The organism is Mucilaginibacter sp. P4_C11, assembly GCF_056402115.1.
This window is the reverse complement of record NZ_JBFUIA010000047.1, coordinates 14,141-38,112: the sequence shown is the minus strand read 5'-3', so window position 1 is coordinate 38,112 and position 23,972 is coordinate 14,141. Positions and strand designations below refer to the sequence as shown.

Genomic DNA, 23,972 nt, shown 5'->3' with positions numbered 1-23,972 from the left:
TGGAGTGAAAGTTAATAAAATTTCGTTAATTATAGAATTCTTGCATTAAATCACGAAAAAAAGAAATAAACATGCCTAGTGTTAAGTCAACAGTATTAAGTCGTAAGTCTAAAGTTGAATTTTTTCTGTTTCGACTTAGGACTTTAGGCTTTGGCTAAAGACGATCCGTCAATTTATCGTTGACACGACACTAGTATATATCAGAAACCAAAGCCTGCTCCTTCAACGAAATATTAGGCAGCAACACCACTTCGGCTTTAATGGGGTTCAGGAATGTCACTTTAAAGGAATCGAAAATATTCTGTACCTGGCTATTGATTGGGAAGGCTTTTCAGGTTTGGATAGTAAATTATTTACCGTATTATTAAACAACAGCGTCCTCCAAAGAAAAACCAAAAACCCCAAATCTACCTTTAAGTCGGAATATTTGTTAACCAATTTCCTGGCCAACAGCCCAAAACTTGCAGGTTATACTTGCTCGATTTTTAGGTTTCAGCCTGGCATATCCCACTATTATTCAATATTGCAACCAATTCTATAGTTCTCGTCGGATTAATAATTATTTCAATCACAAGGTTAACTTCGAACCTTTCATAATTGAATATTTATCGAAGCCAATATCCTCAAATCCTCCATAAAAGACCTCGAAAACACTGAGCCGTCGGTCACGAAATTTCGAAAACCGTTTCTATCAACAATAGAGGCGGTTTTTATTTTTTGATTCATTTTTAAACCAGCTCTTCCCGTTAATACAAAGTACTTTTTGGGTTCGCCCCGTAAGATCATTCCAATAGTACAGCGGGATCAGCATCGCTTTTTTTATTAAACAGCTACACAAACGAAAACCGAACGGCTCAATATGTAGTTTGCGCATAGTGTACCTATTTATTCCATATAATTTTTTATATTTCAATAACTTATAAGTTTGTAACAGCGCTTGCGTTTTAACATTTCAAATGGATACATATACCTTCCATATTAATACCTACGACCTGGCTTTCTTTGCTTCGATATTTATCGGGCTCACTTTTATCCTGCTTTTATGGTTCACCAAAAGGATAAACCAAACAGCAAACCGTTTTTTGGCCCTTGCAATGGTTACGATTGTTTTGTGGATGGCGCAGATATTGGGCATCGACATCGGGCTGTCGGCTTACATTACTAATTGGAGCCGGCTACCGCTGCAATTTTCGCTTGCCCTTGGCCCTCTTATCTTCTTTTACGTGCTTAAAATAACCCGGCCTGAATATAAATTCCGGTTTAACGATCTGCTGCATTTTAGTCCGTTGCTGCTGGAATTGGGTGCCCAGGCTTTGCAAGTTAGGGATAGTATAAATACCGGTGCAGCTACTTATGATACGCCTGCCTTTCGGCAACTGAACCCGGTATTGCAACTGCTGGCCTTTGTTTCGGTCACAATTTACCTGTGCCTGGCTCACAGGCAAATAGAAAGCTTTTACCGGCGGTTAAAATTTAATGGGGGCGACCGGTATCGGAACGAGTTGCGCTGGCTGCATAATTTGCTTATAGTTTTCGGCTTGTTGTGGCTATTCTGGATCCCCTTTGCCGCTGCAGATTATTTGTATTACCATCATCAATTGGGTGTGCATGCCTATTGCCCCCTTTACCTACTTTTAGTCGCGATAATCATCTGGATGGCCGCCGCAGCCCATTTAAGAGCAGAGCCAGGTCTTCGGGCGCAGTCCCCTTCATTTTTAAAACCACCGCTTCCTGCGGCAATGAAGCAAAAGGGAACCTGGCTAAAGAGGGCTGTACAAACCAACCTTTATTACCAGGACCCGGAACTAAGTTTAAGTTTACTGGCCGAAAAGCTTGATTTAAGCCCGCATGAATTATCCCGGATAATCAATACCGCGCTCAAAAAAAGCTTTAATGATTTTATCAGTGAATACCGCGTTGCGGAGGTGATCCGGAAAATGCAGGACCCCGCTTATGATCATATCACCCTACTGGGCATTGCGTATGATGCCGGCTTTAATTCCAGAACTACCTTTCACCGGATATTTAAGCAGCTGACAGGCAAAAGCCCGGCGGAATATAAAAGCGATCAAAAAAAAGGAATCCCATCTTATAACCTGGAACATCATCTGCAGTTTGCGTCCGTAATTTCGAACCAGGAAATCACGCCGAAGTGGTTTCATCAGAAATTGAACCGCAACATGATGATAAAAAACTATTTTAAAATTGCATTCCGCGAATTTTGGAGGCACAAGCTGTTTACACTGATAAATATTATCGGTTTATCCATCGGCATAAGTGCTTTCCTGGTCATTTACTTTGTTGTACACTACGATTTTACCTTTGATAAATTCCACAAGGACAGCGACCGGATTTACCGAGTTGTTATGAACATATCATCTCAGGGAAATAAAAACTATTCGAGCGGTGTTCCAGGCCCTTTAGCTGAAGCTATTAAAAGCCAGGCCACAGGAATAGAGGAAATTACGCCGCTTTATACGCTGTCGCCCCATTTTGTTTATATCGATAAAGATAAAATTGCACAAAAGCGGTTTAAAGACCAGGACAGGATAACACTTGCCGATCAGCAATATTTTAAAATTTTTAATTACGTATGGCTTGCCGGCTCATCGCAACACGCACTTGATGCCGTCGGCCAGGTAGTATTAACATCCCAACAAGCCAGGCTTTACTTCCCGTCGTTGTCATACCATGAAATGATTGGTAAAATAGTTACCTATGATACCCTTAAAACAACCGTTAGCGGGGTAGTTGAAACACCTACTAAAAACACCGACTTTACCTTTCATGACTTTGTCTCCATTAGTACGGCCACAACTAACAAAAGTATTTCTGCCGATTTAAGGCTAAACACCTGGAATAACATCTTTTCAGGATCGGAGGTTTTTATTAAGCTGGCACCGGGTACCCCGGCTACAAGAGTTATAAAACAGATTAATACCATTTTCAGTAAAAGTAATCCGCCTGGCAAAGGAGTCAGGGGGTTTACAGACAACGTGGATCTGACCTTGCAGCCATTGGACGACATTCACTTCAACCCCAACTACAATATTTTTGATTTCGCATCGCCAGCCAGCAAAACATCACTTTACGGCTTATTGGCTATCGCTATCTTTTTGCTGTTGCTGGCATGTATCAATTATGTGAATTTAACTACCGCCCAGGCCGCTCAAAGGGCAAAAGAAATTGGGATCCGCAAAACTTTGGGTAGCAGCCGGCTACAATTAGTAGTTCAGTTTTTAAGCGAAACATTTTTGATAACATTCTTTGCGGTATGTATATCGGTGTTGCTGGCACCAATTATTTTAAAAATGTTTGCCGGCGTTATATCCCCAAATATTCATGCGAATATGCTACGACCGGATGTTGTACTCTTCCTGCTGATTTTAACTATTGTAGTAAGTGTTTTGTCGGGTTTTTACCCCGCAATTGTGCTGTCGGGTTATAAACCTGTATTGGTTCTAAAAAACCAGGCGCAAAGTGATAGCAACAAAACCCGAAACGCGTGGCTCCGTAAATCGCTTACGGTTTCACAATTTGTTGTAGCGCAATTTTTCATAATGGCTACCATTTTAGTAAGTAAGCAAATTTATTATGCTTTACACAAAGATCTTGGGTTTAAAAAGGATGCTATACTGATTATCAGGGCGCCATGGAATGTAAGCAAGGTTAGCAGTAACAAGATATTGATGAATGATTTTCGGTTAATGCCCCAGGTTGCTCTTGTAAGTTTAGGTGATGAACCGCCGTCATCTGACACGTACAATAGAACAATGGGTATTTATAACGATGGAAAAAAAGAAACAAAAACAAGGGAAGTGGTGATTGAGCACGGCGATGAAAACTTTATTAAAGTATACCAGCTAAAATTACTTGCTGGCAGAAACATACAGGAATCTGATACCCTAAAAGGCGTTATCATCAACAATACCTATGCTAAACTATTGGGATTTATTAACCCCCGCGACGCTGTCGGCAAACAATTGGGGGGCGGCTTTGCTCCCCGGGGCAAAGCGGTAAATATTATCGGAGTGGTTGCCGATTACAACCAGCGTTCATTGCATTCGCCCATATATCCGTCAGCAATAGTCCCGGCCGGCGGCAAATGGGGCATGATAACACTACATGTTAGTTTGAAACCTGAAACCGCAGGCGGTAATGAGTGGAAAACCGCTATTGCAAATATGGGAAAGGCCTGGAAGAAGGTTTATCCCGACGATGATTTCGATTGCCATTTTTATGATGACACGATAGCCAGATTTTACGACGAAGAACAACACACATCAACCCTGCTTACCTGGGCAACAGGCTTCTCGATATTGATTAGCTGCCTCGGCCTGTTAGGCCTTGCCATTTACACCACCAATCAGCGCACAAAGGAAATTGGCATACGCAAAGTATTTGGCGCAAGCGTGGCTCAAATAGTAACCCTGCTATCAACCGAACTGATATCACTTATTTTACTGGCTTTTATCATAGTAACGCCGATTGCATGGTACGCCGTGAATAAATGGATGCAAAGCTTTGCCGACCACGTAACTATTAGCTGGTGGGTATTCGTTATCAGCGGCGCAGGAATGCTGCTAACAGGATTATTTACCTTAAGTTTCCGAACCATTAGAGCTGGAATGGCTAACCCGGTGAAGAGTTTGCGAAATGAATAAATTACATTCTCAATAAAAGCGTTCACATCTGTACTTTGGGGCTCACCAAATTTCAAAAACCGCTTCTAATTTATTTAGGAGCGGTTTTCATTTTTATACATTACTTTTTTGTACGATAGCGTAATTTTTTGTGTTCGACCCTCGTTGGGCAAGCGAAAACCTTAAAAGGCTACCAACTATTTCTTTCCAATCTGTCATGCTTAAATTTTCAGAATCTGCATCTGTTATCGCCTTACCCATACTCATAACTTTGCAAAGTAAATTCACATGGAATGCTATTAAGTAGTTTGCTGTCAATGTGAAATAAACCTTATAAATACAACAAGCATACAAGATAACGACAAGCAAAATGGAAACAGAAATTTCAGAACATTCGCCTTTAACGTCGTGGAGTAAAAACATGAAAGTACGAATAGCATATATCGAAGAACCACCTTTTTACTGGACTGACGAAAACCATCTGGTAAAGGGTGCCGACATCGAATTGGTCGAGGTGGTGTTACGGACAATTGGCATAACGTCCATCGAATATCAGCTCACTACGTTTGAAGAGCTTTTACCAGGCGTTCAGGCCGGACGTTGGGATATGAACGTGCCCATTTTTGTTACGCCCGAACGAGCAATGAATGTAGCTTTCAGCGTGCCGGTATGGTCGCTTGGCGATGGATTCCTCGTGTATCATGGCAACCCGAAGGCCCTGACAAATTATGAATCAGTGATGATGCGCAGCGATGCGCTGCTTGGCCTTATTCCCGGTCAAGTGCAGTTCGATGCTGCAAAGTCGGCGGGCGTGAGCGATAGCCAAATCGTGCTTTTTAACAGCCAACCAGATGCTACCGCCGCATTGCTGGCCGGAAAGATTGACGCTTTTGCAGCCACGGCAGTTGGAAACCATGCCACTGCAAATGCCAATCCGGAACTGGAAGCAGTCCCTTTCACAAATAGCAAAGGTGGAAAAGCCCCTGTTGGTGCCTTCTCATTTAGCAAAAATAACCTAAGTCTTCTGCAGGCTGTGAATGCACAACTTCACGAATACCTTGGTTCGGCCGATCACCGTAAACGAATGGCAAAATACGGAATCACACAAACCGAGATTGACAGCGTGGTAGCGGGCAAGGATGCCAAATAATATAACCGTTAAAAAAAAGCCGATGTAAAATCGCATTAAGCATCAGCCTTAATTTATACTGGTTTATGCCCTTTTACAGGCCGCCAAATTTCAAAAATGCGTCTAATGCATTTAGGAGTGGTTTTGTTTTTTCAATTGCTTTTTTAGGGAATCGCCGGCCATAAAAGTTTACAACTGCATCTTTACAAAATCATTTAACCTGCTATTGTAAAAACCAATTACAATAAATAAATTTATGGTGTCGGCAATAGTGCCTGCATAATAAAAACCTTATAACTTATCACAATGGAAAAAGCACAAAAAGATATGCTTTACGGCGCGTTATGGTGTGTCGGTGGCCTGGTACTAACAATGGCTCATATTGGCTTTATATTTTGGGGCGCGATAGTTTTTGGAGCGATCCAATTTTTCAGAGGGATAGCCAATTTAAATTAAACGGCGCCGCGCCGTTTACCGACATATTCCCTGCGTTTACCGACAACTTTTACCATCCTGCAAACTTTCGGTTTCAGCAGCTATTGCTTTGCCTATTTTTGTTCGACAATTAGATCAAAGAATATGAACATTTTATCAGGAACCATGACCGAAAACGCCGACGATAGCTTTGATACCACAACCATTTTTGGCGAGATAAAAAGAACCATACTTTCAAAAGATTTTAAAGGTGGCAGTGTAAGGAACGTATTTGGCAGCACCGAACTGGATTTTACCCAGGCCGATATTACAGGGTTTGCCTACCTAGATATATCGCAGGCATTTGGCCAGGTAACCATCGTAATCCCCTCCGACTGGCAAATTGAAGCCGATATAACACACTTTGCATCTCAGTTGGAAGACAACCGGAGCTACTTAACCAGGAAACAAAAATCTGCTAAAGTTTTGATGCTTAAAGGACTCTCGTTTTTCGCCGCTGTTGAAATTGTGAACGATCTGGAAGATTAACGATTAAGATCAAATACACTGAATAGTACAGAGGGCTTTGACAGTTGACTTTCATGTACCTGGCTAATGCTTCCACTCAATCAGTTTCTCATCTGGCGTATATTCAAAAACCTTTCTTTTCAAGGTATCTACATAAATCCACCTATCGCTAATAAACCTTTGCTTTATACATAGCAATCGCTTTTAAACTTTTCAGCTACAAAAGGTTAACCTTTGCAAGCTTAGTACACTTTAAGCTGCCTGGTAGAGGCAACCTGTTTGTAGAAAACGAATTCAACACTTCTTTTGCTCCTTAGGAGCTACCTTTCTTCAGGATCAACTTTTAAAAGCGATTGCTGGCTAATTGACCATTTATTCACTTAAAAACCCCCGCTAATTCCTACATTTGTTACTTATTATCAAAATGAAAATAACAACAAATAATAATTGGCAACCGCGTAGTATAAATTTATTGTAGCAGTTTAAATTATTGTTTATCGCGTATACACTTTAAAGCCTGCTTACTTAGCAGGCTTTTTTATTTAAATTATTTCCATGTCGTTTACCTTAAAATCTGTAGTCCCGTGGGGGCGTACTTTAACGGAGTACCAAAAAATGTTCGGCCTAACTCCCGCCGATTTAAACCTTAACTTTTTAAGCGTTGGTGATGGGCCGGCAAGCTTTAACGCCGAACTAACCCATATGCAAGGAAGTGTAACTTCGATGGATCCTGTTTACCAGTTTTCCAGGGCCGAAATAGAACAAAGGATCATTGAAACCAAAACCGAAGTTATTGAACAAATGACCGCCAACTACGATAAATTTGTATGGAACGAGATCAAAACCATAGACAATCTTGTTAGTATCCGCATGAACGCGATGAAAAACTTCCTCGCCGATTTTGAAAAAGGCAAACAAGAAGGCCGTTACGTAACCCATATGATGCCGGATAAAACACCATATCGCGACCAACAATTTGATATCGGAGTAAGCTCGCATTTTTTGCTTTTGTACGCAAATCTTGGTGTCGATTTTCACATTGCTACCATACAGGAAATGTTACGTGTTTGCAAACAGGTACGAATTTTTCCGGTTTTAAACCTTGATGCGCAAAAAAACAACGTTATGGATGCTGTATTAGCCCATTTTGCAAAAAGTAAAGTTTTAAATTTGATAAAGGTAGACTACGAGTTTCAAAAAGGCGGGAACCAGATGCTTCAAATTCATACTTAAGTTACCTGTTTAACTATAACCTTCACATTTTATGTAACAAAGTGTTTGCAATGAAGCCCGGTGAGGCATAAATTATCAATGCCTCACTCCTTTTCTCTAAATTAGGTTCATGAAACACATTAACCTGAATTTCGGCCTTAATATTTGGTACAAAGCACGACCAATTGTTATAGGCGCTTTACTGTATGGTGGTGTTGCCAACGCGCAATCTGCCAATCCTGTTATCAACAACATCATGACCGAAGAAACCGGCAACTCGCAACTGGAAAACCTTGCCCATCAGCTTTTTGATGGCATTGGCCCGCGTTTAGTTGGCACACCGCAAATGAAACAGGCCAATGATTGGGCCGTGGCCAAATACAAAAGCTGGGATATACAAGCCCACAACGAAAAATGGGGCGAATGGCGCGGCTGGGAACGTGGTGTTTCGCATATAGATATGATATCGCCAAGGGTAAAATCATTAGAAGGCACCCAACTGGCCTGGAGCCCCGGCATGGGCAAAAAAACGGTAACTGCCGAACTGATCATCTTGCCGGATCTGGCTGATTCAGTTGCTTTCCAACAATGGCTGCCCAATGTAAAGGGTAAATTTGTGCTGATATCCATGTGTCAGCCAACAGGACGGCCCGATTATAACTGGACGGAATTTGCCACCAAAGATTCGTTCGACAGGATGAAAGCCGCACGTACCGCCCAAACCGACGCATGGAAAAAGCGCATCAGCAAAACGGGGCTTACCAATAAAACATTGCCTGTTGCACTTGAAAATGCCGGCGCGGCAGGTATTATCACCAATAACTGGTCGGCAGGTTTCGGGGTTGATAAAATTTTTGGCGCGTATACCAAAATAGTCCCAACTGTTGATATAGCGTTAGAAGATTACGGAATGCTTTACCGCTTAACCGAATCGGGCACCAGCCCAAAAATCAGCATCCACTGCGAATCAAAAGAACTGGGTGTAGTACCAACATTTAACACCATCGCCGAAATTAAGGGCACAGAAAAACCCGATGAGTATGTAATGCTAAGCGCGCATTTTGATTCATGGGACGGTGGTACAGGCGCTACCGATAACGGCACGGGTACCCTTACCATGATGGAGGCAATGCGCCTGCTCAAAAAATATTATCCTCATCCAAAACGCACCATTTTAGTAGGCCATTGGGGCAGCGAGGAAGAAGGATTGAATGGTTCGCGCGCATTTGTTGAAGACCATCCAGAAATAGTAAAAAACCTGCAGGCCTTGTTTAACCAGGATAATGGCACCGGCCGTGTTGTTAATATCGGTGGCCAGGGTTTTGTTGAATCAAAAGATTACTTAACCAGGTGGCTTACGGCCGTACCCGATACAATAAAAAACAGGATAAAAACCAACTTCCCCGGCCAACCCGGCGGTGGCGGCTCTGATTTTGCATCATTTGTAGCCGTTGGTGCTCCTGGTTTTTCACTAAGTTCGCTCAACTGGTCGTACGGGTCATATACCTGGCACACCAACAGGGATACTTATGACAAGGTAGTATTTGATGACCTGAAGAACAACGCTATGTTGGCGGCTATAATGGCTTATATGGCCAGTGAAGATCCGGTAAAAACAACCAATACCAAAACCGAAGGCGTTAAATGGCCTGCACAAACCAAGGCAACGCGAAGGGGTGGATTGGATAAGTAATTTGTCCGATAAAAACGTTAACGACCTAAACAATTTGACGAGCCTCCGGATCAAAATAAACACTTTAGGTTCAATTAAATGTTTGTACTATTTTAAAAGCCTTCCGCGTCGCGGGGGGCTTTTCGTTATTAACATTTATTTTATTTATGAATGTTAATTTAAATTAATAAACTATTTTAGCTATTTATTACAGATTTAATCTAAACCGATAATTTATAAATGAGCAATTTTTCTGCATTTAAAAGGCTTGCATTTGCAGCAATCCTTTTTTTTCCTATTTGTTTAAAAGCCCAGGATGTAACTAAACCAATACCAAACTGGCAAAACCTCGACCTTAAAACAGATAACTTTTTTGGCATCAGTACCGAAAAAACTTACAACGAGTTACTTAAAGAAAAAAAGCATGTACCTGTATTAGTTGCCGTAATAGATGGCGGCGTTGATATTAATCATGAGGATCTTAAGCAGGTAATATGGACCAACCCCGCCGAGGTGGCCGGCAACAATACCGATGATGACAAAAACGGCTATATTGATGACCTGCATGGCTGGGATTTTATAGGCTCGTCAAAGGGCGATGTACACTATGACAACCTGGAACTTACCCGTCTGACGCGTTTGTACAATGCAAAATTTGCCAATGCCGATACTACAGCCTTGACCGGTAAAGACCTAACTGACTTTAAAGCTTACGGTCTGATGAAAACTGACCTTGATAAACGGCTTCAAAAAGCGCAAAAAACTTACGATATCATTACCAGGTTTAGCAGTTTGCTGGATGCTATGTTACCCAAGTTAAACAACCCCAACCCAAAGTTGGATGATATTAAAAGCTACAATCCCGACAATGACGGCGAAGCATACGTAAAACGCATATTGGTTTCGGCCCTTGGCGATTTTAAAGATCTCGCCGATTTTAGGGAACAAGAGATTAATAGTCCGCTTAAACACTATAAAGAGCAGTTGGATTATCATTTAAACATCGGTTTTGACCCAAGGAGTATTGTGGGCGATAACTATACTGATAGCAACGAGCGTTTTTATGGCAACACCGATGTTGCCGGCCCCGACGCCGACCATGGATCGCATGTGGCTGGTATTATAGGTGCTGTGCGTACCAATAACATAGGAGTAATGGGTGTGGCGAACGATGTGATGATCATGTCGGTACGTACGGTTCCAAACGGCGACGAACGCGATAAAGATGTGGCTAATGCTATACGTTATGCAGCGTCAAACGGCGCAAAAGTTATTAATATGAGTTTTGGTAAAGGCTACTCCTTTGATAAAAAAGCAGTTGACGATGCAGTTCGGTTTGCTATGAGCAAAGATGTACTTATTGTACATGCGGCAGGTAATGACAATAAAAATACCGAAGTTGACAACAATTTCCCTACCCGCGTTTATGAGGACAAAACAGAAGCGAAGGGCTGGATAGAGGTTGGAGCCTCCGGCTTAAAAGATGACGAAACCCTTAAGGCGTCGTTTTCAAATTACGGCAAAACCAGTGTTGATGTATTTGCTCCGGGAGTAAAAATTAATTCAACTACGCCAAACTCAACTTATGCCGAGCATGATGGCACCAGCATGGCATCGCCGGTGGTGGCAGGTTTGGCCGCGCTTATCCGCTCGTACTATCCTAAACTAAGCGCGATACAGGTAAAAGAGATCATCCTGAAATCGGTAGTAAAAATAGATCACAAAATAATTGTTAAAGATGGCGACAAGAAAAAGAAGGTTGCCTTTGAAGATCTTTGCGTTTCTGGCGGTGTGGTTAACGCATATAATGCTTTGAAGCTCGCGGCAACCTATTAATTAGCCCCTTAATAAATATTGAAAGCCACCCAACACTCATTGGGTGGCTTTTTTATGGAGTTTTATTTAATGCCGGGAAACACGTAATGGTAGGTTGTTATCTTTCAAAAGCTTAAAAACAACAATCAACATAAAATAAAACAATTTAGGAATTTAGTACTTATTGATTTATAAACTAAATTATCGAAGCCATGAAACATGCATTTATTTTTGGCACCACCATCTTTTTAAGCGAACAACGCACGCTTACCGTAAATGATGGTAATAACAGCACGGAGTTTTTGCGGATACTAACTTATTACAACGAGCAAAAAGGCAATGAAAATCAGCCACTCCGTATCGCCGCCCGCATCGCCACTACCGATGGCAAAGCATTAAACATTACCGACAATGTCGTTGCCGACAGAGCTGACATCCGCGTGGATTTAAGCAACTACAGAATTAAAATATACCAAACCGGCCATGAACAGCCCGTGCTTGATGTTTACCAAATGGACAAACATGAGTTTCACGGCCTGTCAAGCCATATTTTAAACGAAATTCATGCCCAGGAACCCGACCGTGTAATTACCATAAAAGGCAATTTCAATGTAGGCGAAGTGCACTTCTTTATTGAAAACGAAAAAATGTTTGTTGATAACAATGGCTATGCAAACGGCGTGGTAAACGCGCACCATGGCGTTATTTTATCACCTGTTGACCATGATTTTGATTGATGATATCTGCTACTAAAACAAGAAGCCCGCCTTAACGAAATTGAGACGGGCTTTTTGTTGGCAGCTAAATTACTGAATTGTAAACAATAATTCAGGATGGTTAACCTACTGCTGTCCAGATTAATGAAAAAATATTTTTTATACGGCAAACAATATAATATGCTACTTTTAAAGGGAATTTCTTTCAACTACACCCTAAACATCACCCTTTGCCGGTTAAAAATTACATATTATCGCTTTTTGTTTTCTTGCTTTTTGCGGGCCATATCAACGCGCAGGTAAGTAACTCAAAACTGCTTTTTTACCACTTGAGTGAGAAAGACGGACTATCTGACAACCAGGTGAACTGCTTTTTTCAGGATAGCCAGGGCATCATGTGGATGGGGACGCAGTATGGGCTCAACAGCTTCGACGGCTCGGTTTTTCATAACCTGCAAACAAACAATACCCCTACCGACTACAAACTATTCAGCAACCAGGTTAACGCCATTACCGAAGATAAAAACCATATCCTGTGGCTGGCAACATCCGAGGGGTTATCATCACTTGATCCGGTAACCAATAAAATCCATTCGTACAGGTCGGAATTTGATAACAGTATGAACAGCCTGGCGCTTGACGGTAACAAATTATGGATTGCCACTATGGGCGGTCTGTTATGCTTTGATATGGTTGAAAAAACATTCAGGCATTTTACCAATAACAGGGACGGCAGGCGCGAGTTTGTAAATTTTGATAACACCATCAACTCCTTAACCCTTGGGCGCAAAAAGCGACTGTGGCTGGCAACGGTAAACGGCGTTTGGATGTTTGATGTAGCCAAACACCAGTTTACACAATTTGACGGACCAGAGAACGATGCCGACTATGACGGAATGATAAATACCGTTTTTGAAGATCATGCGGGTAAAATATGGGCCGGTTGCTGGAGCAAGGGCCTTAAACAAATAATCCCTGAAAACTGGTCGGTAAAATCGTACGGCTCGATGCCCGGAACACCTCATCATATAGCAAGCATTGCCGAGCAAAAAACGATTAACAACCACTATACTATGTGGTTAACTGATAACTTAACCTCCTTTACCGAGCCTTTTGATAAATTTGAGCACCACGATTTGAAACCTATTAGCGAAGCAGCCGCGCTTGACCCGCATTGTTTTTATGTTTCGCGCGATAACCTGCTTTGGATATCTACAGCAAGGGGCGTTTACATACTTGACCCTACCCGCCAATTGTTCAGGCATCATTTCATCACATCGCAACCCAATATAACCAGCCAGGCCCCAACATTATTTTACCAGGACAACCAGCTATGGCTGGGCGGTGATCGTAACCTCGAGCTTACCTTGTTTGATAGCGCGTTTAACATCAAAAAAAACTACACCGCCGCCATTAAGCAAGCCGACACGGCCTATGCCAAAAACGAGCTGGCGGTTATGGGCATTACACCATATGGCAAGGATGAACTATGGTTTTCAACTTCGTACGGTATTTTCAAAATGAATAAGCTTACGGGTAAGTTTACCACAGTGTGCTACAAGGTAAACCAAACCGGCAAATACCCCTACAATTTCATTAACGGAATTTTTGTAAACAAGGGTAAAATATGGTGTTTCCCATGGCGCAGGGGAGTATGGGAATATGATGCCAAAACCAATAAATTTAACGCGCTGGTGGTTAAACTGCCCGACGGTGGCGGTTTACCCAAAGGCGTTAATATAGCAGGTGCTGTTGCCGATAGCCAGGGCAATATCTGGTTTACCGATATGGATTACGGAATAGTCAAATACTCGGTATCAACAAAAAAATTCGACAGGTTTATTGATAAAAATATTACCCCCTATAGCAGGGCGCTTAATATTTATTACCAGGACGGTAAACTTTGGGTAGTAGATAATTCCACCATTGTAGCTATCAATACTCAAAATAATACGTCGCGGGGCTGGCCGCTGCCGGCCGGCATGAACAAATATGTTTACGACTACGCACCCGACCATGCTAATAACCTTTGGATTGCCACAAGAAACGGGCTTGTGGTTTTTAACCTTGCCAACTATAGCTTTAACCAGTACACCGAGGAAGACGGGTTGATTAACAACGACATGAATGGCACACTGCGCACATTGCCAAACGGCAGTATGATTTACGCCGCCGAAAACTATATCACCAGCTACACTCCTGCCGATCTGCTTCATAAGCCAACAACAAAAAACTTACTGCTAACCAGTGTGAGCGCCAACGACAGTACCATCCTGAATAAAGAAAAAGCAGGCTACGTCGTCCCTCCCAACAGCGAAAAAATATCGTTTAACTGGGCACTTGTTAATTACACTAATCCGCTTCAAAACCGTTATTACGGCAAACTGGATAAAGTTGAAAAAGATTGGAACTATGTGGGCAACACCGGGAAAATCGACTACAACAGCCTGCCTCCGGGCGCTTATACTTTCCGATTTAAAGCAGTTACATCAGATGGCTTAACCAGCGCCGAAAAAAGGGTTGAATTTATAGTTAAACCGCCTTTCTGGAAAACGTGGTGGTTCGAAACCATATTTTGGGTGGTAGCCGGGTTATCGTTACTCGTCATTATCAGGAGTGTGCGTTTACGGGAGCGAAAAAAAGCGGCCCTCCAGTTGCAGCTTTCTGATTTGGAAATGAAAGCCCTGCGCGCGCAAATGAACCCTCATTTTATTTTCAACGCGCTCAACTCCATACAGGAATGCATTGTAAGTAAGCACACCAAAGCGGCATACACGTACCTCTCCAACTTTTCTAAACTGGTAAGGATGATCCTGGAAAATTCAGAAAAACAGTTTATCACGCTTGAGGATGAAATAGAAACTTTACGGCTATACCTATCATTAGAAAAATTGCGCTTTAACGACGATTTTGAGTTTGATATCAGGATAGGTAACAACATACACCCTTCATTTATCCGTATCCCAACCATGATCATACAACCATTTGCCGAAAACGCGCTTTGGCATGGGCTGATACATAAAAAAGGCGATAAAAAACTAATCATCAGCTTTGAACAAAAAATGGGTAGCTTGTTTTGCGAAATTGAAGACAATGGCATCGGGCGGCAACGGTCTGCCGGGTTTAAAACCATAAACGGCACCAAAAAACAATCAATGGGTATGAAAATTACCGAAGAACGGCTTTATTTGTTGCAAAACGATGCCGCCATTAAGATAGACGACCTGGAGAAGCCAACAGGCGAAGCATCCGGAACCAAAATAACCATTACCATACCTTTACAATTTTGATTTATGCTGAAAGCCATAGTTATTGACGACGAACCAAGAGGGCGCAACATTTTGCTTCAACTCATCAGCCAGAATTTTCAGCACATCAAAGTAGTGGCCACTGCTTCGGGCGCCGATGAAGGGATAAAGCGCGTTGACATGTACAAACCCGATGTGGTTTTCCTGGATGTGGAGATGCCCGGCAAAAATGCTTTTGATATGCTTAAAGAACTGGGCAAAGTTGATTTCAAGATCATTTTTGTATCGGCACATAACCATTATGCATTAAATGCCATCAAACTATCGGCACTTGACTTTTTACTAAAGCCCATCGATCTTGACGATTTAACCAAAGCTATTGAGCGCCTCCAGGAACAGCCCAAACAGGCGGCGCTACAGGTACCCCACCTGCTCAATCAGTTACAGCAGCCAAAAACCAATTTTGGAAAAATAGCCATAGCATCGGTAAATACTATTGAATTTGTAAACATCAGCGATATCATTTATTGCGAGGCCGACAATGTTTACACCATGGTTCACCTTTGCGATACCACTATCACCTCAACCAAAAATCTTAAAGAGTTTGACGATATTTTGCAGGCGCATTATTTTTTCCGCATCCATCACTCTTATCTTATCAACTTAAACCACATCAAAAAGTACATTAAAGGTGATGGTGGTACAGTTATCATGAGCGATAATACCGAAATTGAAGTAAGCCGCAGACGAAAAACAGCATTTTTGGAACAGCTGGCTTCGATTTGAAGTGAGCGTAAATAATAGCTACAGCTTTTCTATTTCTTCGATCGAAAGCTTCGTGAATTTTACAATTTGAGAAATTGGCAAACCATCTTTTTTCATTTCGCGGGCAATGGCAAGCGAATTTTCACGTTTACCTTCCGCTTTAGCCGTAGATACCGCATAATCCAACACATTTTTATTATCCCACTTGTATTTTAAGCTACTATCGTACATGTCTTTTTCCTCCTTTGTAAAATTAGTGTATTCTGCAATATTAAATAGTTTTTCAAATATCGGCTTTCGCAGGTAAACAGGAATTTTGTCCATCCGGCTCATGTTTTTTAAAACATAAAGCCATTTGTCTAAGTCTGTTACCAAGTCGGTATCCTTTTTAACAAATTTACTCAATTCTATATAAGTATAACCCAACCTATCGTAAAATATTTCACCAGTATCCCTGTTGCACAGGCAAATATCATGCAGATAATTATTCCCGGAACCAATTTCCAATGTAAAATCTTCCAACAAAGCAACCAGGTAAACCTCGGTTAAATTATACCCCCAAACATTCCGTTTACCTTTAGGTGCCTGGTCACTAATCAGGCGGCTTGTGTAAAACAAAGCTCTCTCTTTAAAATAGCCCTGCCTGCCGCGTTGCACTTCAATCAAAAACTGCTCACCATCAGTACCCGTGCAAAGCAGATCAAATATCGCAGCACCCTCGTCTTTCAAATCGCCCGGATGCTCGTTTTTATTATATACAAGGTCAACAATAACCTTTCGACCTCTAAAAACCTCGTTCAAAAAGGCCATAAGCAAATCTTTATTAGGCTCGCTGCCAAAAATTTTCTTAAAAGCAAAATCAACTAATGGGTCTATGTACTTTCCGGTAACAGGTAAACGATGTTCGGGCATATCCAAATATAAAAGATTTCATTCATCTGCACATCTGTAATCTAAAATCTGCACATCTGTCCTCCTACCACTTATTGCCTAAAATAACCACTTACTAAAAACGCCCAAAAGAAATTCAGGTGTTTGTCACTTTCGTGTTACCAAAAAACATCGAAATGAAAAAGACATTACTCCTCCTGCTAATACTATTTGCCTGCGCCACTTCGCAGGCCCAGTTTGGCAATATCCTTAACCGGGCAAAAGATAAGCTTAAAAGCAAAGCCAACGCCAAAATTGATCAGCATCTTGATAACGCTACCGATAAAGCAGTTAATACCGCCGATACTATATTAACCGGCAATGGTCATCCTGCATCAGCAAATAGCAGCAAAACAAATAGCGCCGCCCAGGTAACCACCAACGCTACAGCTGCCTTAAATACCAATAGCAATACCGCCCCGGCGCAAACTACGCCAAACTTTAGCGCTTTTAATAATTACGATTTTGTACCAGGCGATAAAATAATTTTTGAAGATCATTTTACCGACGACCCAAACGGCGAATTCCCATCCCACTGGAATCTTGGTGCAGGACAGGCCGTTATTAACCAAACCGGTGATGTTAAATCTTTTTTACTCACCGATGGCAACTACGCGCATGTTAGTCCGCTAATTAAATCACCATCGTATTTAGGCGATACGTTTACCATAGAATATGATAGTTACACTACCGGGGGTTATGGCCCGCGTATTTATTTTTATGGTAGTAATGCTGATGCATTGGCTGCTAAAAACGATTTGGGAAACATCAACCTATCCGGATGGACATCAGCCGAATTTGGTTCGGAGGCCGGCAAAGTAGATTTATCCGGCAACTTTCCCCCTTCAATTTCGGGCGAAAGCTATTATAATAAATGGCATCACGTAGCGATAGCCTATAAAAAAAACCAGTTAAAAATTTATGTAGATCAATACCGCATCCTGGTGGTACCCAATATTGGAATAATACCGCATGCTATTGACATTGAAGGCATTGGCAATGCCGAGACCCCTATTATTATATCCAATTTCCGGATAGCCAGCGGCGGCGGCATGAATATGCTGGGCAAAAAATTCACTGATGCCAAAATTGTTACCCATGGTATCAACTTCGATATCGACCAGGCCACCATCAGACCCGAAAGTATGGGTACACTCAACATGATCGTATCTGTATTGAAAGATAACCCAGAGATAAAATTCGAGGTGGATGGCCATACCGATAACAGCGGTGCGCCTGCACACAACCTAACATTATCGCAGCAAAGGGCCGCCGCTGTTAAAAAACAACTGGTAACCATGGGGATTGATGCCGCACGATTAACCACCAAAGGATATGGCGATACCAAGCCCATCAGCGATAATGTAACTATTGAAGGCAAGGCCAATAACCGCCGGGTTGAATTTGTAAAAATGTAAGATTATGGGTAGCGGTCGGAGAATCACCCAGCCCCCTAATACACCCTATCGGGTGCACACCTTTTTAATTAAAGAAATGTCATTTCGATAGCGCATGCGAGGGGAATTGTGGGAGTGCGAAAGAGAAATCTTATACGCCCTGCAATCGAGATGCGTGTGGTGATGCAGGGTATATAAGATTTCTCCTCACGCCTAAGCTTACACCCTCCCCGGCTCGTTCGAAATGACATTTTTGATAACAATTAAAGACTAAACAATTAAATAAATATATAACACCTTAAAAAAAACATCCTATGAAAAAGCAACTTTTATTCTTAACCTTTCTTGCGGCCCTGGCCACAGCATCCTGCTCAAAAAACAATAGCGCAACGCCAACAGTAAAGGTGGCAGCCAAGTTTACCTTCAGGGGAAAAGCTTATACTTCAAAAAAGCTGTATGCGTCATCATCTACTACGCTTGATGTGCTTACCGATTCGGCAGTAGCCGATGATAACTCGACCAAGGTATTGGTCAACTTCGTTTTCAGAAAAGGAAATTCAGATGCCGGCAGTTATACTATTGTAGGCGGAAACGACAATACGCCGGCGGCCAACCAGGTTGCGCTGCTTGTGTCTGAAACCAGTCTTAAAAACACTCAGAATGTCGGCATATATACTTCATTGGCGGGCGGCACACTTGTACTTTCGGGCTCGGGTAGCAGTTTCGCCTGCAAGTCGCCATCAGTTGATTTAAAAGGCCAGTATTATGATAATACCGATCCTCACAACACCCAAATAACAGAGGTAAGCACAACAATTTCGGCCGCTACTTTTACCCAAAATTAACCCCATTCATAGATAAACCGGAGGCCAGATACCGGCAAAAACGGGGCGTAATCGAAAAGCCTTACGAGTAGAAAATTTAACCCAAAACAAAAAACCATGAAAAAATTAATCACCGTAATGCTGGGCATTACTTGTATCGCGTCGTTTTCATTCTTTAAAAACGCGCAAAGGCTGGGCTTTACCAAGCTGGGCGCCAATTTGTATGTTACTAAAGAAGCTGTGCCTATGAGCGATGCGCACAAAAAAAGCCTTCAGGCTGTGCTGGCAAAAGAGTATGGCATTAAAAACTTTACCCAGGAAACCACGGTAAGCTACAAAAAAGTAACTGATGCCAAGTACCCCAAACTTACCGGTTACAACGTTGCCGATAAAACAGTGGGCGCGGGCATTTTTACCCAATCAATGGTAAACAAACCTGTTGGCGAAGACATTGAAGTAACGCAACGCGGCATCTATAATTCAACCGATAATGTATCGTCGGTAGCAGCAATCAGTGGCATTCTTGAAAATTACAAAAATTAACAATAAGCACTAAAGGTTGGCGGCAAATGCCGCCAGCCATAGTTTTTATAAGCATGAACACCAGGGCGGCATTATTTACAGTTTGGAGCAAATTCCACATAGGTTTTATCATTATAACCTCGGTATTTTTTGCTTACGATAAGTATTGCCGTTTTTATAAAGTAAAAAAAAGCACACCTGTAAACTACTTTTATAACCACTTTTTTTTTAATACCCCATTCAGGTACTACGGCAAACTAACCGCAGCGGGATCGCCTTACGGGTATTTCGCGCCTAACATCAAAGCCAGCGGATTGATTATTGGTGAGTGTGGCGGCCAAAAAATACAGGCGCAATTCAAGGGCTTCGAGGCGCAAATGCGCTTTTCGGTACTCTCCTCGCACGTTACCAATAATCTTTTAGAAGATCAAAACGCCCCTTATAAAAAATTAGAAGATAAATACATGGACTTGCTTTTTAAAAGCATAGCCGTTAAAATATATAACCAGAACACTTGCCGGCAGGATACCTTTTTCGTGAGTTATAACCTGATAGGCTTCCCTACCCTTGGCCAATATGCCGCAGGAGATCACAACTATTACCTCATCAAAATAAAAGAACTAAAGCTTACCAAATGAAAAACTTTGTTAAAAGCTTATTTAAAAATAACTCCAAAGCGCCTTCAAATAGCCTTTGGATGGTTTCGCTGCGTTGCGGAATAGCGTTAATATCCTTGCTCCATTTTATGGCGCTGCAGGCCGACTTTGATAGCATATTTTCATCTCATGCTTTTATCCCGCCCGATATTGCAGCGGGCACCCGCGACTTTTTAATTCCATCCATTTATAGTTTATATAAAAACCTGCAAGGCATCGTGCCGTTAAGCTACGAGGGCTTATTGTGGATTATAAGGTTAATTTACCCCGTAGCCTTGTTGATGCTTTTAGCAGGCCTTTTTACACGCCCTGCTGCCATCCTATCGCTTGCCTTGCAACTGTTGATAACCAACTCCATGGAGTTTTACAGCTATGGTGTTGATCTTTTTACCTCGATAGCGCTGTTTTATTGCTGCGTTTTCCCGGTTGGCAGCCTGCTATCATTGGATAGTTTATGGTTTAACAAGCAACCTGTATCAGCCGAAAGGACCGCGCGTTGCCTGAAATTATTTCAAACCCATGTTTGCCTCATCTATTTTTTCTCAGGTTTCGAGAAGCTGCTGGGCTACAACTGGCGCAATGGCGAAGCCATATGGCGAATGGTGCATGGTTATAACGCTACAGAATGGGTCAGTTTTGATTTTTTATACAATACACCTGTACCCCTGTTGGCTGGCTGGTTTACTATCATATTGGAAATGATGTACCCCCTTATCAACATCGCTGTTTTACGCAAGTGGTGGCTGGGCGGCGCCATTATTTTTCATGTATCCATCGCTTTTTTTATGGGCCTTTACTTTTTTTCATCGGTGATGATCACCTTAAACATCACCGCTTATTACATGCCTTTTGTTGCGCCCGAAAAGAGAAAAATTATGGTTGCCGAGGAGCGGCCGCAACTTATTGAAGCTTAAAAATCATTAACCCTAAATAAAATGAGAAAATTAGTTTACACCCTTATCCTGCTATCGGCCACACAGGTGCTGCATGCCCAATTTTTAAAAAAACTTAAAAGTAAAGTGAACGATATTGTAAATACCACATCACCCCCACCTAATAACTCAAATACAACCGGTTCGCCGACCGACGGAAAATTTACCGACCCGGCCAGGTTTGGCGTCCTGATTAAAGTATACACTAAAGCCGAAATTAACACTGCCATGCAAGGCGAAGGCGGAGGCAATTTTGGGCTGCATTTTCTGTCGTTTAAAGTAATAAATGGCCAGTTTACCGGCCAGATTGCCGATGTTATGGCGGTATATGATTATCAAAACGGAAAGCTGCAAAATACGGGGAAAAAGCCACCGCAAAACATATCTTTTAACGATGCCTATAACGGCAGTGAAAAAGATTTTCAAAGTACGGATTTCAGCACCCTTGATGCCACTAACGCTATTTTGAAAAAAGGACCGCATATACAAAGTGGCAGGCAGCCGGGTAAAATAGACCAGGAATTTACATTCAAAGGGAAGTCATTTGCCCGTTTTATGTCGGCAGCAATAGGCCATAACGCAGATTCGTCTGTAGTGGCTGCCGCCGGGATGAGTTATGGGAAAGGGGTTAGTTATGTAATGACCTCTTCTTCAGGTCAAACTACCCCTCTCCCTGGTTTAGTAATGGCAGCACCGTTAATAAGTCCGAATGGTAAAATGTGCGCCGCGATAAGTACAACCGCCACAGGCAGCACAGCCTACCGGATTGACGGCACTAAAATAGATTTGGCAGATTATGGCGGTGGTGGCTGGATTCGTAACAGTGGCGCTGTATTTTTCCTATCGAGTAAAGGCAACAGAACCTTGATGAGAAACAACCAAATTGTTGCGGCAACTCCTTTCCCGATAGACCTTAAACAGTTATTTATCGGTGCCAACGATGATGCTTTTTGCTGGCCGGGCGATCATTGCCTTTGTTTTAGCGACAATACCAGGTTTGAAAATGCCGACTTCCCGGTTAAAGTGACTATTAACGGCAAAGACGTGGTTTATTTTACCGCTGTTAATGTTATCACCGGCATGTTATACTTGTGCCATCATGATCTTTAAGCCCGGTATCATGAAAAAGCACCTAATCATTATCATGTTGTTTTGCTGCGCGATAAAAGGCGTGGCACAAACCGGCACATTCAATTACGAGTTTAGCCCTTTAAACGGCGGGCCGTCAATAAAAAAATCAATAGCAATGCCGTTGGTTAAATACAAAAACTACAATACCTATTGGTTTGTAAACCCAGCCAGCGGCGCCAGGCACCTGATGGTTAACGGATCATCAGATATCGGCATCATTATTTTGGATGACCGTGCCGATACCAATGTAGTTTACCGGGATAAATACCAGGGCGACCAGTTTAATATCCTGGGCAAAACAAAAACGCAGTTTTATATCCACCCGGATAACGACCACCGGCCCATGCGTGTGCACTATAACGTTTTTAACGCAGGCGAAATTTATTTAACGTTTGCAGGCAATGCGATTTACGAAGAACCGGGAGCATCACCGGGCACGATTAATAGCGTTCATGGCTTTATATCGGGCACATTGCAACTGTTTCGCGAACCTAAATATGAGCAAACAGATAAAATGCCCGGCTGTAATTGCGACCCTACCATTTACGCCAAATTTTACGACGAAGAAGTTGGCCGCACACCATCGGGCTGTGAAAATGCTTTGCTTTGGAAAGTTTTTAATACCATCCAAAAAGCATTCAACAACCTGGTACCCGCCATCAGTTTCAGAGAAGGCGCTGCCGGCCAAAGAGCGCCCGGCGATTTGATATATCGCGAAACCGGCGCAACCATCGATGTTACAGGCCCTATATCTAGCATAGATCCCTGCAATCCAAATAACGAAAGGCGGGCATTGGTATCTGTAAATGCTGCCAGCCGGCCATTTACCCAGGATACCTATGGCCTTTCGTTTTTTAAGCTGCCAGATTTTAATAGCGGGCCGCTTAATACGCAGTGGTTCAGTAAACGAATGGCTACGTTGTCCGATTCGACATCGAAACTTTTAAAGGCCGGAAAAATAACCGCCCTGCAGCAGCAAAAAATAATGATAGAAGCTATGCAAAAGGCAAGTACCAGCATGCCCGATATTAAGCTAATAGAAATGGAAGGCAGTGTAAAAATCAAAGTGATTATTAATACCATTTATGGTGAAGCCAGCGGGGGCGTAACCGGCGAGGATTACCGGCCGGTTATACGCCATACCATTCCCGGTTCATCCTTTGATATTTACATACCCGCGCATAAAAATGAAGACGGCTCCTGGATGCCCAATAAAGATTACATCTATTATGGCAAATTCAATTTAACCAATTCTGGCCTGGCCAGTGGCAATGGTATTAAAAGTATTACACCCGTTTATGCGCCTACCGTTAATAAGGTTTCCGTTTTTAACGTAATGATCATGGTTGAAGGTGGTAATGACCTTATAAAAAAGGTGCTGGCCAATGTCGATCTTAAAAACATACCGCAATTATTAGATAACCCCAAAATCAAGTGA

At 42.2% G+C, this 23,972-nt stretch carries 18 protein-coding genes; 17 read left to right on the top strand and 1 reads right to left on the bottom strand.

Annotation, left to right across the window (positions count from 1 at the left end; all coding sequences use genetic code 11):
• The first annotated feature begins 956 nt into the window (after positions 1-956).
• From AC1DU2_RS28250 to AC1DU2_RS28205, 10 genes are all read left to right on the top strand, one after another.
• The gene (locus AC1DU2_RS28250) at positions 957-4,664 is read left to right on the top strand and encodes an ABC transporter permease (RefSeq protein WP_477388690.1); all 3,708 of its coding nucleotides are present in this window, start codon (positions 957-959) and stop codon (positions 4,662-4,664) included.
• Between the two features lie 349 nt (positions 4,665-5,013).
• Positions 5,014-5,793, top strand: a complete 780-nt coding sequence (locus AC1DU2_RS28245) for a transporter substrate-binding domain-containing protein (protein WP_477388688.1) — start codon at positions 5,014-5,016, stop codon at positions 5,791-5,793.
• A gap of 285 nt (positions 5,794-6,078) precedes the next feature.
• The gene (locus AC1DU2_RS28240; protein ID WP_477388686.1) at positions 6,079-6,228 is read left to right on the top strand and encodes a hypothetical protein; all 150 of its coding nucleotides are present in this window, start codon (positions 6,079-6,081) and stop codon (positions 6,226-6,228) included.
• Between the two features lie 123 nt (positions 6,229-6,351).
• On the top strand, positions 6,352-6,735 hold the full coding sequence (locus AC1DU2_RS28235; protein WP_477388684.1) for a LiaF domain-containing protein: 384 nt from the start codon (positions 6,352-6,354) through the stop codon (positions 6,733-6,735).
• A 534-nt stretch (positions 6,736-7,269) separates the two neighbouring features.
• Complete coding sequence (locus tag AC1DU2_RS28230; protein WP_477388682.1) at positions 7,270-7,947, top strand: hypothetical protein; 678 nt, start codon at positions 7,270-7,272, stop codon at positions 7,945-7,947.
• Positions 7,948-8,056: 109 nt separating this feature from the next.
• On the top strand, positions 8,057-9,619 hold the full coding sequence (locus tag AC1DU2_RS28225) for a M20/M25/M40 family metallo-hydrolase (protein WP_477388680.1): 1,563 nt from the start codon (positions 8,057-8,059) through the stop codon (positions 9,617-9,619).
• Positions 9,620-9,838: 219 nt separating this feature from the next.
• Positions 9,839-11,434, top strand: coding sequence for a S8 family peptidase (locus AC1DU2_RS28220; protein WP_477388678.1), 1,596 nt, complete (start codon positions 9,839-9,841; stop codon positions 11,432-11,434).
• Between the two features lie 191 nt (positions 11,435-11,625).
• Positions 11,626-12,150: a hypothetical protein gene (locus AC1DU2_RS28215; protein WP_477388676.1), complete on the top strand. Its 525-nt coding sequence runs from the start codon at positions 11,626-11,628 to the stop codon at positions 12,148-12,150.
• 209 nt (positions 12,151-12,359) lie between these two features.
• On the top strand, positions 12,360-15,419 hold the full coding sequence (locus AC1DU2_RS28210) for a two-component regulator propeller domain-containing protein (RefSeq protein WP_477388674.1): 3,060 nt from the start codon (positions 12,360-12,362) through the stop codon (positions 15,417-15,419).
• A gap of 3 nt (positions 15,420-15,422) precedes the next feature.
• The gene (locus tag AC1DU2_RS28205; RefSeq protein ID WP_477388672.1) at positions 15,423-16,163 is read left to right on the top strand and encodes a LytR/AlgR family response regulator transcription factor; all 741 of its coding nucleotides are present in this window, start codon (positions 15,423-15,425) and stop codon (positions 16,161-16,163) included.
• Between the two features lie 18 nt (positions 16,164-16,181).
• On the opposite strand, the gene AC1DU2_RS28200 is transcribed toward AC1DU2_RS28205, so the two are convergent.
• Positions 16,182-17,054, bottom strand: a complete 873-nt coding sequence (locus AC1DU2_RS28200; RefSeq protein ID WP_477388670.1) for an Rpn family recombination-promoting nuclease/putative transposase — start codon at positions 17,052-17,054, stop codon at positions 16,182-16,184.
• Between the two features lie 155 nt (positions 17,055-17,209).
• On the opposite strand from AC1DU2_RS28200, the gene AC1DU2_RS28195 reads away from it, so the two are divergent.
• From AC1DU2_RS28195 to AC1DU2_RS28165, 7 genes are all read left to right on the top strand, one after another.
• The gene (locus AC1DU2_RS28195; RefSeq protein WP_477388668.1) at positions 17,210-18,490 is read left to right on the top strand and encodes an OmpA family protein; all 1,281 of its coding nucleotides are present in this window, start codon (positions 17,210-17,212) and stop codon (positions 18,488-18,490) included.
• 293 nt (positions 18,491-18,783) lie between these two features.
• Positions 18,784-19,314, top strand: coding sequence for a hypothetical protein (locus tag AC1DU2_RS28190; protein ID WP_477367006.1), 531 nt, complete (start codon positions 18,784-18,786; stop codon positions 19,312-19,314).
• A 96-nt stretch (positions 19,315-19,410) separates the two neighbouring features.
• Entirely contained in the window at positions 19,411-19,836 is a 426-nt protein-coding gene (locus AC1DU2_RS28185) for a hypothetical protein (RefSeq protein ID WP_477388666.1), read from the top strand.
• 26 nt (positions 19,837-19,862) lie between these two features.
• Positions 19,863-20,453 carry a hypothetical protein gene (locus AC1DU2_RS28180; RefSeq protein ID WP_477388664.1) on the top strand — a complete coding sequence of 197 codons (591 nt, stop codon included), beginning with the start codon at positions 19,863-19,865 and terminating at the stop codon, positions 20,451-20,453.
• Complete coding sequence (locus AC1DU2_RS28175; RefSeq protein WP_477388662.1) at positions 20,450-21,385, top strand: hypothetical protein; 936 nt, start codon at positions 20,450-20,452, stop codon at positions 21,383-21,385. Before AC1DU2_RS28180 ends, AC1DU2_RS28175 begins: the two co-directional genes overlap by 4 nt.
• Positions 21,386-21,406: 21 nt before the next feature.
• The gene (locus tag AC1DU2_RS28170; RefSeq protein WP_477388660.1) at positions 21,407-22,513 is read left to right on the top strand and encodes a hypothetical protein; all 1,107 of its coding nucleotides are present in this window, start codon (positions 21,407-21,409) and stop codon (positions 22,511-22,513) included.
• A 10-nt stretch (positions 22,514-22,523) separates the two neighbouring features.
• Positions 22,524-23,972 carry a hypothetical protein gene (locus tag AC1DU2_RS28165; protein ID WP_477388658.1) on the top strand — a complete coding sequence of 483 codons (1,449 nt, stop codon included), beginning with the start codon at positions 22,524-22,526 and terminating at the stop codon, positions 23,970-23,972.